This window comes from Flavitalea sp., from assembly GCF_035489435.1.
In the GTDB taxonomy this organism is placed as follows: Bacteria; Bacteroidota; Bacteroidia; order Chitinophagales; family Chitinophagaceae; genus DATHKG01.
On record NZ_DATHKG010000039.1, the window covers coordinates 116034 to 131428 of the forward strand.

General features: G+C 40.2%; 9 protein-coding genes. 3 read left to right on the forward strand and 6 right to left on the reverse strand.

Annotated elements, in window-relative coordinates; translation table 11 throughout:
* Positions 1-19 precede the first annotated feature (19 nt).
* Positions 20-1864 (forward strand): sensor histidine kinase, encoded by a 1845-nt coding sequence (locus VK664_RS06610; protein ID WP_461397839.1) that lies wholly within the window; start codon positions 20-22, stop codon positions 1862-1864.
* Between the two features lie 102 nt (positions 1865-1966).
* Here VK664_RS06610 and VK664_RS06615 read toward each other — a convergent pair whose 3' ends face one another.
* Both VK664_RS06615 and VK664_RS06620 read right to left on the reverse strand, forming a co-directional pair.
* On the reverse strand, positions 1967-2437 hold the full coding sequence (locus tag VK664_RS06615) for a hypothetical protein (RefSeq protein WP_461397840.1): 471 nt from the start codon (positions 2435-2437) through the stop codon (positions 1967-1969).
* Positions 2438-2486: 49 nt separating this feature from the next.
* Positions 2487-3149 (reverse strand): response regulator, encoded by a 663-nt coding sequence (locus tag VK664_RS06620; RefSeq protein WP_461397841.1) that lies wholly within the window; start codon positions 3147-3149, stop codon positions 2487-2489.
* Positions 3150-3665: 516 nt separating this feature from the next.
* On the opposite strand from VK664_RS06620, the gene VK664_RS06625 reads away from it, so the two are divergent.
* Positions 3666-4187, forward strand: coding sequence for a hypothetical protein (locus VK664_RS06625; RefSeq protein WP_461397842.1), 522 nt, complete (start codon positions 3666-3668; stop codon positions 4185-4187).
* A gap of 63 nt (positions 4188-4250) precedes the next feature.
* Here the strand turns inward: VK664_RS06625 and VK664_RS06630 are convergent, their stop codons facing one another.
* Positions 4251-5291, reverse strand: coding sequence for an NAD(P)-dependent alcohol dehydrogenase (locus VK664_RS06630; protein ID WP_461397843.1), 1041 nt, complete (start codon positions 5289-5291; stop codon positions 4251-4253).
* Between the two features lie 272 nt (positions 5292-5563).
* On the opposite strand from VK664_RS06630, the gene VK664_RS06635 reads away from it, so the two are divergent.
* The gene (locus VK664_RS06635; protein ID WP_461397844.1) at positions 5564-11488 is read left to right on the forward strand and encodes an alpha-2-macroglobulin family protein; all 5925 of its coding nucleotides are present in this window, start codon (positions 5564-5566) and stop codon (positions 11486-11488) included.
* 52 nt (positions 11489-11540) lie between these two features.
* Here VK664_RS06635 and VK664_RS06640 read toward each other — a convergent pair whose 3' ends face one another.
* The 3 genes from VK664_RS06640 to VK664_RS06650 are packed head-to-tail and all read right to left on the reverse strand — an operon-like array spanning position 11541 to position 15188.
* A complete protein-coding gene (locus VK664_RS06640; RefSeq protein WP_461397845.1) occupies positions 11541-12614 on the reverse strand; it encodes a sialidase family protein in 1074 nt (357 codons plus the stop codon).
* A gap of 55 nt (positions 12615-12669) precedes the next feature.
* A complete protein-coding gene (locus tag VK664_RS06645; RefSeq protein ID WP_461397846.1) occupies positions 12670-13605 on the reverse strand; it encodes a dihydrodipicolinate synthase family protein in 936 nt (311 codons plus the stop codon).
* A 32-nt stretch (positions 13606-13637) separates the two neighbouring features.
* Complete coding sequence (locus tag VK664_RS06650; protein ID WP_461397847.1) at positions 13638-15188, reverse strand: sodium:solute symporter family protein; 1551 nt, start codon at positions 15186-15188, stop codon at positions 13638-13640.
* Between the last annotated feature and the right edge of the window lie 207 nt (positions 15189-15395).

Below are 15395 nucleotides of genomic sequence, written 5' to 3' on the forward strand. Positions count from 1 at the left end.
TACTCGAGGAACAACTAATATGAGTGTTATCAAAACATTTATTATAAAAACTTTATTGCTGATAATAGTCTTCGGCCAGGCTCAACTATTCTGCCTCGGGCAGGCAATTAATGTGACGATATGTGATAGCACTACCCGGTTCCCTGTAACCAAATACGTCTATTACCTTCAAACAACAAAACAGGTTTCTTTAGATTCAGTCCTCAGATCCCAATCAAACTTTAAAAAATCATTTAGAAGCACGGTGATGGTGTTTAATTATGATCCCTACTATTATTGGTTCAGAATCACTGTCAGGAATACGCCTGATACAAAAAAAGACCTGATGTTGTTAATGGCACCATTTGGTCTGAATGACGGCCATTTGTACCAGCAGATTAATGGAGCCTGGAAAGATGTAGCACACACAGGTCTTAAATATCGTTTCCGCGATCGAAGCTATCAATTCACTCATCATGTGTTTCCATTCACGCTTGATCCGAAAAGTGTAGACACACTTTATCTAAGCATCGACGCAAGCAATGCATATAAATCGTTTGGATTTGCGCTCTTAAGGCCAAGAGAGCTTTCCATCTTTGCAAACAAAATCTATTTTGTTTTCGGTATTATAGAAGGCCTGCTGATTCTGCTTTTCATTCTTAACATTGCTTTGTTTGTTGCGCTGAAAGAAAAGCTCCATCTATGGTATGCGCTGTATATAGCTTTACTATTCGTTATTGTACTAAAAAATGACCACCTTGATCAGCAGTTCCTCGGCCTGGATTCCGAGCTGGCTTTTCGGTTAACTCCCTATATGACTATCGGCGCATTAGCTATTGCAGTATTGATGCATGTAGCACAACGCTTTTTAAAACCCGTGCTCAGCCATAACAAAAAGTTATACCGGCTATCCATTTTTTTAAAAATAAACGTGTTGAGCGCCGCGATTGTTCATGCATTTGTATTTGCGTTGAGCCATGATTACCGGTTGCATTCAGCTGTATTCAGCTGGGCCAAGCTCAGCGTCTTTATCGGGGTATGTATGATCATCATTAATTGTATCTATTGCGTCAGGAGGGGGTTCACCGGGGCATTATTTATTTTGGCGGGCTCTTTGTTATTTATGATAGGCTCAGTTCAGCGGCTCTATTTCCCAAGTACTTTATCATTTCTGTTTCCGCCCACTACCTTCCATATTGGGATCATCCTGGAAACATTGGTGGTCAGCATGGCACTTATCTACAGGTATTGGTCAGAAAAAGAATTACAAAGAACCAAAGAAGAACAGATACAGACACAAACACTGAATGATATCTCCGAAGAAATACATGACAATATCGGACAAACCCTGGCGCTGGCTAATCTCAACTTAAGGACCATCAACTTTGACAACGAAACTTCCATTCAAAATAAGACAAACGAAACAAAAACGCTGATCAGCAAAGCAATTGCCGACCTGAGAGATTTGTCGAGAACGATTAAAACAGAATCATTTTCACGTATCGATCTGATCGACCAGATAAGAACCGAATGTGCAGAGCTTGCGAAGCCGGGCACATTCAAAATCGACTTTCAATCAAATGTCGAAACGCTCCCGATCGAGAACAAAAAACAGGTAATTATTATGAGAATAATGAAGGGAGTTTTTCAGAATATTATCAAACACTCACAGGCTTCAAAAGTAGTTGTTGCATTGTTTGTGAAACCAGGCTTATTGTCTGTCCAGGTAACCGATAATGGTGTTGGTTTTGAATTATCAGATGACACTTTAAACAGCAATGGATTAAAAAATATCCGCAACAGGTGTGTGTTGCTAAAGGCGGCCTGTTCTATTGAAAGCGAAGTAAGCCTGGGCACCACAATCTCCATCGAAATGCCGGTTTAACTATACGGTATTCAACCTTCCATGCCAATCGCGATAACATCTCCGGCTTCTGACACACTATGCATTCTAAAGATGATGAATTATCGTACAATTTTTACACAATCATTTCATTCGCTCTAAAATAAATACCACTGGTCGATCCGTCCAAGCCATTTTAAGGTGCAAATACTGATCTTTGATCCGGTAACTAATCTTTTCAGTTCGAATTATTCCATCGTCGCCAATGGCGTCACACTCAAGTATTCCACCTTTTTTATCTTCTCTGTACTTCCCCTCGTCCAATGGAAAGGAATCGTTAAGGAAAGCTTTGTACTTTCCGTCGTTACCAAAATGATATTGCATGTTCTGCCACATTACAATTTGAATATTAACCAATTGTTTTTGCTTTTCCGGTTCGGGGTATGTCAACTTTATTTCATCAGAAACAGAAAATGAATCGGTTTTCAGATTAAAATATATTTCGTCATCCGATAAACAAAATAACTTCCATTTGCCGACCAGCGAAGACGTTGACTGGCTGATACAAGTGCTATGAATAAGCAGAAGACAAGCCAGCCAGATTATCTTATTCATTTGTCAAGGTTTAGTTTTGTTGTCAATAGAATTTCTAATGATTGAAGTTCTAATTCACCCGAACAATCCCATGTCTGATTGCAAATAACACAAGGCCTACACGACTTTTTATATTAAGTTTATCAAACAGTGCATCCCTGTATCCATCAATTGTACGAACACTTAAGTTCATTTCAGAAGCAATTTCCTTATAAGTCATTTCGGAAGTTGCCAATTTTAGAAAATGAATTTCCCTGTCATTCAGTTTGCTGAAAACATTGTACTCGGATTTTTCTGAACCATCTTTATCCCAAAGTGAATGAACCAGCTTGCCGGTTACCAGGTCAGAATAATAAAACCCTTTTGAATAAATCGCATCTATCGCGTATTTCAAATGTTGTGGCTCTATATCCTTAACCACATAACCCCTGGCGCCATTTCTTATCATCCTGATTACCGAATCTTCATCTTCATACATAGTAAGAGCGAGCACGCGCACCAGGGGATAATTTTCTTTCAACCAAAGAGTAGACTCGAATCCATCCCTGTTTGGCATATTTATATCCATCAGAATTATATCCGGTTGATTGTCCTTATCCAGCTTTGCTACCAGATCCATCCCATTATCAGCTTCAAACAACACTTCATAATCGAGGCCGCGGACCAGGTCTGCCAAACCCTTTCGAAGCAGAACATGGTCATCAACAAGAGCGACTTTTATTGGCTGGTTCATACTGTTTGTTTATAAGGTTATTTGTTGAATGTTACTGACGAAGAAAAATTGCGAATCAATTTAAATATTGAATAACGCAAAGCAGGTATCTTGAAAAAATAAGGCAGGGAAGCGATTGAATAAACTATGAGTTAAATATAGACTCGAGATCAGGTATCAAAAACGAGGAAAACACCTATTTTATTAATAATTGTAGATGAACGGGTACACACCTTCTTAAATCTACCTAAAACCGCATTATAAAACAAATTGAGCATAATCACTATTAACGCAATCAAAGCTGTAGATCTATGCGGCCCTCGTAAAGTGACATTGCAATAAAACGCTGCTTCCCCTGTTTCGAGTCTTTTCTAACGTTTCCCGTGATTACACCTGTTAATATCAAGAGAAACACCCGGTGAAGGGTGTATTTCACCCTTCAACAATAGGTCTTATCATCGATAGGAATCGCTCCTCCCAGGGGTGACATTTACAATGAAATCAAACAATAATTTAACCACTTAAAAATCACAAAACATGAAAAAGTTTATTTGCTCAATCGCCATCATGATTATCTTCGGCTTGTTAATCCATAGCATGGCAAATGCCCAGTTGCGCACACTTTCGACAACCCTGGCCACCGAAAATTTTAATTCCGTGGCAGAAGCAAAAGCGAATGCCAAAGCCGTAGTGTCCAAAGCAAAAGCTGAACGGAATTTTAAAAAGAACTACAAAACATCTGCTGAAGTGCGGTGGAGTAGTAACGCGAAATCCATCCTTGCCTATTACAAAGAAAATGATGTGGCTACCAGGATCACTTATGACAACAAAGGCAGATGGTTCCGTACAATCAAAACCTACAATGCGGATAAGCTGGACAAAAGAGTTGCCGGTACAGTAAAAAGACAATTCAAAGGCTATACCATTACCTGCATTAATGACATACAGGAAGGCACTATGCATTGTTATTTCTTAAACATTATGAAAGACAAGGACTTCAAACAAGTCATTTTCTATCAAGGCGAGATAACAATCTATGATCAATTCCAACTTCAGTGATGTCTTTTAAACCCGTAGGTTAATAAAGCTGTTTCAGTACCTGGAACAGCTTTTATTTTGTATTCACAGCGTTGCCATATCAATCACAAACCGATACCGTACATCGCCCCTGATCAGTCTTTCATAACACTCATTAATATCCTTCATATTGATAATCTCAACATCGGCAGTGATATTATGATCCGCACAATAGTCAAGCATCTCCTGGGTTTCGGGAAGGCCACCGATCAGTGATCCGGCAACAATTCTTCCATAAAATATTACTCCAAGTGTTGAGACTTTAATCGGATCAGTAGGAATGCCGACACAAACCAGGGTTCCCTTTGGCTTCAGCAATGCCAGGTACATTTCATAATCGTGTGCCACTGCAACTGTATCCAGGATCAGATCAAAATAGTTGGCAACATTTTTCATTGCTGTTTCATCTGTGGAAAGCACAAAGTTATGGGCGCCGAGCTCTTTTGCATCCGCTTCTTTAGACGCGGTGCGGCTTATCATAGTAACCTCTGCTCCAAATGATGCGGCAAACTTCACTGCCATATGACCAAGTCCACCTAATCCCAATACGCCAACCCTCTGGCCTCTGCCAACTTTGAATCTTCTTAATGGTGAATAGGTAGTAATGCCAGCGCATAATAAAGGAGCAACATGTCCCAAAGGCAGTTTATCCGAAACCCTTAAAGTAAAATCTTCCTGCACTACAATTTCCTTTGAGTATCCACCGAAAGTGGGAGTTTTGCCGTCCATGTCGAGGCTGTTATAAGTTGCTGTCCACCCATTGAAGCAATACTGTTCTTCGCCGATAATGCAATTATCACATGTGCGACAGGAATCGATCAGGCATCCAACCCCGGCTATGTCACCTACTTTAAACTTCTTAACATGGTCACCAACTTCGGTTACCCGGCCTACGATCTCGTGACCTGGCACCATTGGATAAATCGAAAAGCCCCAATCGTTGCGAACCTGGTGAAGGTCTGTATGACAAACCCCACAATAAAGAATTTCAATCCTTACATCGTGTGGACCTGTTTCTCTTCTTTCAATAATAAAATCGGATAGCCGGTCAGTAGGAGATTGAGCCGCGTAACTTTTTGTTTGCATAATCCATGAGTTTAGTGATTACTACAATTGTCGCCTCCGGTGCTCGAGGTGGTACGACCTGGCTCACGGCAGATATAAAGCAGGCAAATTGATGGGGAGCTCTCGAATAATATATAAAAGTTATTTCATTTGTCTGACACTATCAATTCATTTTTTTAATTTTTTCAAACAATGGAGAATAAAATATCAACCAGTTCAAAATAAAATGGCTACAGGCTTGTTTTCGGTTTATGTAATTTGTCCGGCAATCGCATCTTCCCCTAAACTGCCTTATGAGAATTACATTGCTTGTAATTGTTTGCCTGATTTCCTGGCCGGTGTTTGCACAACATAACCTGTCTGGCACCCGCAAATCAGGAGCCTATACATATATCTATCGGATCACACCAGGTCAAACGCTTGCATTCACAACAAACAGTGCTTTAAAAAACAATTCTAAATCCAGGCGCTCAACGGCAGCTCTCATCAAAAAGCATCTCAATCAATCTAACAAAACCGACTCTTTTCTTACGGATAATTCCATGCCCAATTTATCTCCTGGCAATTACCTATTGGTTAGCGCTATAAAAAGTAAGCTTCATTATGAGTTGAAAACCTACGGTGACCTGGAATATAAGATCATCGAAAACAATCATGACCTCGCTGTTTACCTACATACAAAAAACGGCGACCCGATACCAGATGCCAAAGTTCAGGTTGGAAAAAAAGTGATTCATTACAACTCAGCCGGACGCTACTACCTGCTAAAGAACACAAAGAAAAAAGGCTTGTTACAAGTGCTTCATAAAAACATTCTGTATTTGGCAGATATTGAAACCAACAAACAAGATGAATATCGGAAACAACCAGGCGTTGCAAGGTTATGGTCAGACATCAAAACTGCTTTTCCATTAAAATATCTTATAGCCTTCAGCTCAAGACGCAATTCTTATAATGACTATCAAACCTTTTTTGATAATATAACAGGTTACGAAACAAAATTCAAAGGTTTCATGGTTTTTAACAAACCCATCTACAGGGCTGGAGACACCGTGCGCTTAAAAGCTTTCGTCACCACAAAAAAAGGAAATCCTGTCAACAGGCAGATGATACTCAGGCTGAGTGGGGCCGATTTTTATACTGACACCATATTGTCGACCATCGCTCCATACACTAAGGGTGGATATGAATTCTCTTTTGTATTAAACGATGACCTTGATCTAGACCTTGATGAAAAATATCTGCTGACCCTCGAAGAAACAAAAAGCTCAAAATACGATGTTAACGAATACGATGGGGATCTTGAGGAAGATGAATATGCCATGAAACGCAAGGTGGTGATGAGGAATACTTTTGAATTTGAGGAGTACGAACTGAAATCTATTACATTCAATGCGCGGACAGAAAAAAAGAAAACACATCGCGGTGAACAAAATTTTTTATACCTGAAAGCCAGTGATGAGAACGGCTTGCCGGTGCTGGATGGAAGGGTTGATATTACTATAGAACCAATTCAAAATAACAACCTGAGGTTTCACGACGAATCTATTTATCTAAAAGATACCCTGTTTACAAAAACAATTAACCTGGAACCCATGGGAGACACCCGTGTTTCCATTCCTGATTCTATATTTCCTGCGATTTCCCTGGATTACAAAATCACCTGCGATTTTCTAAACGCTAACAATGAAAGTCGGAACAAGACAATCACAAATAGCTTTGAAAATACAAATGAGAAGATCTTATTCGAACTGGTTAATGATAGTTTGCTGATTACAATCAACCGCTATAAAACAATGCGGGATGCCAATACAGGCCAGGATACAAAAGAAGTTCCGGATACAAACACAAGGAGGGAATCTAACACGTTTATAACGGCGATCAACACCCGGGGCGATACAATCCTGCAACAAAGTATTGAACTGCCCGCAAAAATTAAGCTGAACCCCTTCGCTTCAATATACAAATTATCTTCCGGTGAATTACAGGATTCGTTTGAACTGGACAATAGCAGTAATCTTATCTCCTGTGCCGTTATTCGTACCAAAGATTCATTATCTATTGAACTTAGCAATCCTCATCAACTTCCGGCCTGGTACACGATTTTCGCTGGCAAAGATCCGGTTCAAAGGTCAACAGTTGGTGATACCATCATCTACCTGGAATCAATCACAAAAAACAATTATTTTGTTTCGCTTCAATATGTATACGGAAACCGGGTGTTTACCAAAGATTATACTGTTCCGTTTTACGACAAACAATTGCAGTTAAACGTTGACCAACCCGGTTTTATATACCCCGGGCAAACAGCAGAAATAAAAATTAATCTGACAGATATCTCAGGTCAACCGGTAAAAGATGCAGATCTGACGGCCTGGTCATACACAAATAAGTTTGAAAACAGCCGGGATCCATCAATCCCATATTTTGGTAAACGCTACCGCAACCGTAAGCTGATCAATGATTATGATGAGGCAGAAGAAAGAAATACTGAATTCATACAGCCTTTAAACTGGACCAGGTGGAGCAAAGAAATGAAACTTGATGCCATTGAATACTATAAGTTCCTTCATCCTTCCGGCATTTACTACAATCATCAACCCGCACCAGGATATCTGACACAGATTGCACCCTTCGTGGTTAGCAAAGGTGAGTTACAACAGATCCATTTTTTATATATCGACGAACAGCCGGTGTTTTTCAGTAGGTCGGAGAATCTGTCTAGATATAGTTTCCCTGTTTCTGATGGAAGACATTCTATTCGTATCCGGACCGACAAAGCATTAATTTCTGTTGACAGCATTCAGGTTGTCTTCGGAATGAAAAATGTTTTCAGCATTTCTCTCGACAGCGCAAATCCAAAAGTCCGGATCGTGAAAATGCCTTCGAAGCTAACTCTCCAGGAAACGGCATTGTGGAGTAAATACATGATACTCATCGAGAGTAATTATGGCGAAAACCTGGCTTATATAAAACAGCACAATAGAATATTTACCATAAATAAAATCGAAAGATACTTTGGTTCAAGGTCGAAAAACTTCATGATTGGACCCCTAAAATACCAGTATGCGGAACTGGTAGTAAAGACCGAATTTACCCAACCTTTCGAAGCGGAAGGTTCATATCAATACCAGATACGCAAAGGCCTTGTCAAACAAAAACAACTGCCTTATCCCCTTATTCAAAATACAGAACTCTCTAACGGTGATATGGACAATGAATTCAGCGATCTTGCTATGACTGAAAAAGAAATAGACAGCCTCTGGCGCGATTATCTTGACCAGCGTAGTCAAAATGAAAACTTATTCTGGAACCGAACATTTAAAGGTTACAATAATGCCAGGTTGCGGATAGCGGTCACCCATGATGCACGATTGAAAGAACCATTTGTCAGGCAGGTGATAGTCTTCAAAAAAGACAATTCGGACTTTATACTGATGTTTAAAGGGAGCGAGCGGGATCTCGGTTATTTTGATCCCGGCGAATACAGGATCTTTTTACTACTGAAAGATGATGACTACTTTCTTAAAGAAGGGATAATAATAAAGCCAAATGGCATCAACTATTATACGGTAAATGTGAACCGTCTTAAAAGAAAAGACAGCCTGAGTACGAGTATTGCCAATACCATTGATGAAAAGAGTCTATACAGACAATTTGAAACTACCGGAGATCTTGATGCAATAAAACAATCATTCAACACTGTATATCTCGACCCTAAAACCTTTACCCGGCGGGTATCGGGTAGAGTGTTGGACGATAAAAAGACTCCTGTATCTGGCGCCACCATTTCCATAAAGGGATCTACTTTTGGCACCGTGTCAAACGAACAAGGATTTTTTTCGCTGGCAACGCCGGATCAATGTACGATATCGATTGGTGCAATAGGTTATACGTGGATCGAGATAAATGCAGCCAGCCTCAGTGAAATCATCATCCTGAAACCACTGACCAGTGCTTTGAACGAAGTTGTTGTAGTCGGCTACGGCGCATCAAAAAAGAAAGAGATGACCGGCGCCATCACTCAATCCGCGGAAATGTATGCATTAAGTGGCCGCGTTGCTGGTGTTAGCATACGTGGTGGATCGACTATTACTTCTGGCAATGCACCTCTCATCATTCTTGATGGCCTACCTTATTCGGGAAAACTGGAAGACATCGACAAATCGCTGATAAAAGATATAAATATTCTTAAAGGAGAAGCTGCCTCATTATATGGTGCAGCAGGTTTAAATGGAGTAATTATTATAACATCAAACTCAACAAAATCGGTGGAGGTAAACGAGCAGGAGTTACCACAATCACAAAACAGTATTCGTAAAAACTTCAGGGATTATGCCTATTGGCAACCAAAACTTCGCACAGATGCAAATGGATCGGCCAGCTTTCGCACAACATTTCCTGATGATATTACAAACTGGAAAACATTTGTGATTGCTATGGCCGATAAAAAAAGAACCGGTTTTACAACCGGAAATATCAGGGCGTTTAAGACAGTGAGCGCAAGTTTAAGCCTGCCTGCTTTCCTGGTTGTGGGTGATTCAATCAACATAATTGGCAAAGCTCAAAACTACCAGGCTGACTCAATCCGGATAACCCGCGTGTTCAGTATAAATGACAGCATCATCCAACAAAATCAATTTGCTATTACCAGTTCAAGGATCGACACATTTGCTATTGGTATTAAGGATGCAGATTCGATTTCCTTCACCTATTCGTTGCAAAAAACGGATGGCTACCGGGATGGTGAAAACCGGAAGCTGGAGATAGTAAAGGCGGGCGTGCTTGAAACTTCAGGAATGTTTGTGGCTTTGGATAAAGACACTTCTTTTCTCCTGGCTAACAATGTGGCGGCGGGAGAAGTAACCATCCATGCGGAGGCCGGGGTATTGCCTGTTCTACTGGACGAAATTGAGCAGATCCGGAGTTACGCATATTTTTGTAATGAACAGATGGCTTCAAAATTAAAGGCACTGCTTCAACAAAAATTTATCTATAAACTACTCGCAAAAGAATTCAAAGCAGAACGCGATATCAAAGACTTGATCGGCCGGATAACAAAAGCGACTTCAAGTGACAACCTCTGGGGATGGTGGAAAAATGACCGTTCGCAATTATGGATAAGCAAACATGTACTGGAAGCTTTGATATTAGCTGAGCAAAATGGATATCCTAATTCTATAAACAAACCTGCTGCGATAAATTATCTGGTTTATAATCTTGAGAAAGCGGATAGTATTTCAAAAATATCATCGCTGGAATTGCTGCATATACTGGGAGCAAAGGTTAATTATCAATCATACCTCGATACAATCAATAAATACAGGCACAATCTTCCGCGACAGTCTGCATTGGAATTGATGGCGCTCCGGCAAAAAGCAGGTCTTCCCATTGAGTTAGACTCTGTTGTCCGAACATCGCATCATACGATGATGGGTAACATATATTGGGGAAATGAAGGTTATTATCTTTTAGATAATTCGGTAAATAATACCATTAGCATTTATAAAATGATGAGAGCTTCGGGTGGATATGAGCGTGATCTCGCTAAAGTAAGAAACTATTTTTTCGAAAAACGGCGCGATGGAAGATGGCGGAACACTTATGAATCATCGCTGATTCTTGAAGCTATCTTGCCGGACCTGGTTAAAGAAGGATCAATCAACTCAAAGCCAACTCTTAATTTTTCCGGCACCAAAACGGCTGTGATCACAGAGTTTCCCTTTACTCAAAAGTTCAGCCCTTCTGATACGATAAGGATTACCAAAAGCGGCGTAGTACCTGTGTATTTTACAAGTTACCAGCAACAATGGAACAGCAAACCTGCCAGGGTGGAAAGCGATTTTACAGTGTCTTCGGCTTTTGAGAAAAACGGAGTGAAATTAAATACGCTTACAGCAGGAAAAGCTGTTGAATTAAAAGTGATAGTAAACGTAAAAGCTGATGGCGATTATGTGATGATTGAAATTCCCATCCCGTCTGGTTGTTCATATGAGAGCAAGCCCCAGCCATACGGCAACAATGAAGTGCATCGGGAATATTTCAAAAACAAGGTGAGCATATTTTGTACTTATTTGAAAACCGGTTCATATACATTTACGATTCCATTAATGCCCCGTTATACCGGCAGGTTTAACCTAAACCCGGCAAAAGCTGAGCTTATGTATTTCCCGGTGTTTTATGGAAGGGAAGGGATGAAAAAGATAGAGATCAGGTAATACCTTATCTTATACCAACTCAAAAACACCTCTTTAAAACTGTATTGCAAAATCAGGATTTGACGGCTACAGCATTTTTCAGTTGACTATTGCTGATAACAACATGCATAATCTTTTTCCTGTTCCATGTATAAGTAATATGAACTGAACCATCTTTGGATTCTATCACAGCCGGGTATGAATATTCGCCTGGCTCGTTTTCCAGCACAATTATGTCTGTCCATTTTTGCCCATCTTTTGATACCGCTACATTTAACGGACTTCTGAGTCCACCCCATTTGCCAGCCGCTTTTTCAGTCGGATTATAAACCAAAACATGCAATCCGTTTTTCAGTGTTACAGCGTCTGTGCCGGAATTAGGATTCGGCAGATCAGTAAGAACCGGTGCCAGCCAGGTTTTTCCGTTATCATTCGACCAGTTAGCGACTATTCGATTTTGTTGGCTCCTGCTTAACAACTGAAGTGTATTACCAGGATGAATGAGTATGCTTGGCTGAATGATATTAAAATGCTGACCGTCATTAATCGGTTCAGTTTTTGTCCAGGTTTTGCCCTTATCAACTGAGACTTCAACATGCGCCAACCAACGTCCGTCTTTGTATTCGATACTGCTTGGGCTCAACAATCGGCCATCAGCGAGTAATACCGGCTTATTTTTAATCGGGCCAAGTATACCATCGGGAAGTTTTTCGGGTTTTGACCAGGTTTTACCATTATCCTCAGAGCGTATGATTTCTCCCCACCACTCAACCGGATTGGGTCCTACTTTATAGAAAAGCAACAAAGGACCTGAAGGTAACTGGAACAACACCGGATTCCAGGTTGGATACCTAGTGGTCGCAGACTGGACACCATTTGCAACTGATACAGGTTTCTCCCATTTACCATTTATTTTTCGGCTTAACCAAATTTCCACATCAGGGTTCTTTTCGTGTTTACCACCAAACCATGCAGCGATCAATCCCGCAGGAGTTTCAACTATCGTTGAAGCGTGACAACTGGGAAAAGATGCCGTGTCATAAATAAATTCCTTCACATATAAATTTTTCGATTCTTTTGTTTGAGCTGTCAGCACTTGCGACAGCAGGATAACAGACAGGGAGAATGTACCGATGTATTTAATCATAATAATGCTTTTAAAAAATACCGATTATATATTTTACCTCGCTTGAATTCAGCTATTAAATTTTGATACCAAGATTGAGTTCGTTCACCATTGCAGTGTATTCGTCGTGAAGCCTGTTTATATTCATAATAACCGCTGCAGATAATTCACTAACCTTTTGCCTCGTAAAGGTTGTAATAGGCATACCTCTTTTCTGCCAGTAGTATTTTGTTATAGCGGGATAAACATCATGCATCAATTGCATATTTTTTTTTAAGAAATCCATGATCATAGTTCGCTCAGTTGCAACATCCGGATTTTTATAATTATCACATATCCAGACGATGAGCTCTGGCCAGTAATTTCCCTGTATGCATGAAAGACCTGCCGAACCCGCTGTTAGTGACTCAATCGCATGAACCATATAAGCATCATACAATCCAAATTGAATATAGTCTTTGGTAGCATTTAGTTTTTGTTTTACCTGTTCAATATCCAGGCAGGTATCTTTAAGATAGATAAGCCGGCTGGTATCCGCAAACAGTTTCAACTGGCAGGCATTGATCGTTCTTTTATATGGACTGGGGCATTCATATAAACCCATTGGGATATTTGATGTGTGTTGAAATAACTGAAACACTCTTTCTTCAAAAACAACATCGGGTTCGTCTTCGGTAGCCAGCATATTTGTAATCGCAATAACTGCATCAACTCCAAGATCATATATTTTTTTTACAAAAATTGCCTGTTCATTAATTGACCCCCCAAAAGTTCCAGTAGCCATGACGGGCACTGTACCATTCACTATATTAATTACGTGTTTTACAAGTCGCAATCTTTCCGTCTCGCTTAAATCAAACATTTCACTTGAAAGGCAATTGGCAAACAGACCCGTGACACCTGCTTCGAGGTATCTTTCGGTCAAGCTGGTCAGGCCATCGAAATCAATCTCTCCTGTACTATGGAAAGGAGTGATCATTACCGGAACAAACCCTTTTTTGATGGCCTTCATTATATTTGGTTTATAGTACCTGCTGAACCAGGTTATTTTCTTTTTATCGCCGTTAACAGAAGACCAACCAGGAAGATAGACAAGGTTCCAATAACTATGGCCATATTAACATGAAGTGTGTTACGCAGCATACCAAAGCTTGCCGGCAGACGTGGTGAAAATGTGAGCCAGAGTATCACCAGCAAACCAATTATTGTTGCTGTTAGTGCCTCAGTATTCCTGGTGTTTCTACTGATGATGCCCAGCAGAAACAAGCCCAACACTCCCCCTGCAAAAATTCCTGACAACTGCCACCATATATCGAGCAGACTCTTCACACCAATCATCATGATACCAGTTCCCATACCCAGCAGTCCAAAGCAGATAGTGCCAAAGTGTAATACCCTCAGGTTTTGTTTGTCACTCATATCAGGTCTGAAATATCTTTTATAAATGTCAACTGCAAATACAGTTGCCGACGCATTCATACCGGAACTGATAGTACTCATTGCGGCAGAAAGTAAAGCTGCAACGATGATTCCCATCAATCCTGTCGGAATTTTTGTGACAATAAAATAAGGCACAATTTTATCGCCATAATCGGCCGGAGTTAAAGTTGCAGCATAAGCTGACAAATCCAACATGGACGCGTTGGAACCCAATTGTTCCTTTGCCACCTGCAGGCGGACAATATCAATCGCCTCCGGATTCACCTGGTAGTATGCATATAAACAGCTGCCTATTACGAAGAACAAAAACGATACGGGCACATACATCCAGACGCTGAACCATACTGAACGGGAAGCTTCTTTTGCCGAACCAACAGTATGATAGCGCTGAACATAGTTTTGATCCATGCCGAAATTGTTCAGGTTGATAAAAAAACCATATAAAAGTACCATCCAGAATGTTGACTGGGTAAAGTCAGGGGAAAAGCTACCTAAACTGAATTTATTGTTTTGCTGACCAATCTCAATAATTTTTGATACGCCCCCGGGCATGTCATCAATTACCAGGTAAAGGATCAGGATTGCGCCCGCAGTTTTGATAATACCCTGCACTACTTCTGTCCAGATCACTGCTTCAATGCCACCCATTACAGTATAGAAAATAATACAAAGTCCCATCACCATCATTATTAGTGACATTTCATATCCGGTTAATGCCTGGAGTGCGAGGGCAATGCCAAAGAAGATAGAACCCATCCTTGCCAATTGTGTAAGTAAAAAACAAATGACAGCATAAGTTCGCGCCCAGGGGCCAAAACGATGTTCAAGATGTGAATAAGCAGAAACGCCGCCATTTTTTCGATAAAAAGGAACAAAATATTTAGAAGCGACCCAGGCTGCGAGTGGTAATGAAAGACTAAAAACAAAAGCATTCCAGTTGCTTCCGAAAGCCTTACCAGGAACTCCGATAAAAGTATTACTGCTTAAGAAAGTAGCATATATAGAAAGACCGATAGCCCAGGATGGGATTTTGCCTGAGGCTTTTGTAAACTGATCTGAGCTTTTTTTCTTCCGGGAAAAATAATAACCTACAACCATCATCCCCAGCATATACAAGATAACTATGGTAATATCTATAATTGACAATTTGCTCATATCGGTAGTTTACATCGTATCAGTTCTTCAACTTACCGAAACTATTATTATAAACTTTTCCTTTTTTAGGGAAAGTGAATTTTAATTTGGCTTAATTCCCATTTTGTCAGCAACTGACGTTTTCATATAATGAATAATTCCTGCTGTTGTAAATATAGCCTGAAATAAAATTATGTTTTGATAGAAGGCTTCAGCAAATCAATTAAC

Excerpts from the sequence above, each read along its gene's own strand:
- VK664_RS06630 (WP_461397843.1), bottom strand. The coding sequence starts at position 5,291 with ATGCAAACAAAAAGTTACGCGGCTCAATCTCCTACTGACCGGCTATCC.
- VK664_RS06640 (WP_461397845.1), bottom strand. The coding sequence starts at position 12,614 with ATGATTAAATACATCGGTACATTCTCCCTGTCTGTTATCCTGCTGTCG.
- VK664_RS06620 (WP_461397841.1), bottom strand. The coding sequence starts at position 3,149 with ATGAACCAGCCAATAAAAGTCGCTCTTGTTGATGACCATGTTCTGCTT.
- VK664_RS06635 (WP_461397844.1), top strand. The coding sequence starts at position 5,564 with ATGAGAATTACATTGCTTGTAATTGTTTGCCTGATTTCCTGGCCGGTG.
- VK664_RS06645 (WP_461397846.1), bottom strand. The coding sequence starts at position 13,605 with ATGAAGGCCATCAAAAAAGGGTTTGTTCCGGTAATGATCACTCCTTTC.
- VK664_RS06615 (WP_461397840.1), bottom strand. The coding sequence starts at position 2,437 with ATGAATAAGATAATCTGGCTGGCTTGTCTTCTGCTTATTCATAGCACT.
- VK664_RS06650 (WP_461397847.1), bottom strand. The coding sequence starts at position 15,188 with ATGAGCAAATTGTCAATTATAGATATTACCATAGTTATCTTGTATATG.
- VK664_RS06610 (WP_461397839.1), top strand. The coding sequence starts at position 20 with ATGAGTGTTATCAAAACATTTATTATAAAAACTTTATTGCTGATAATA.
- VK664_RS06625 (WP_461397842.1), top strand. The coding sequence starts at position 3,666 with ATGAAAAAGTTTATTTGCTCAATCGCCATCATGATTATCTTCGGCTTG.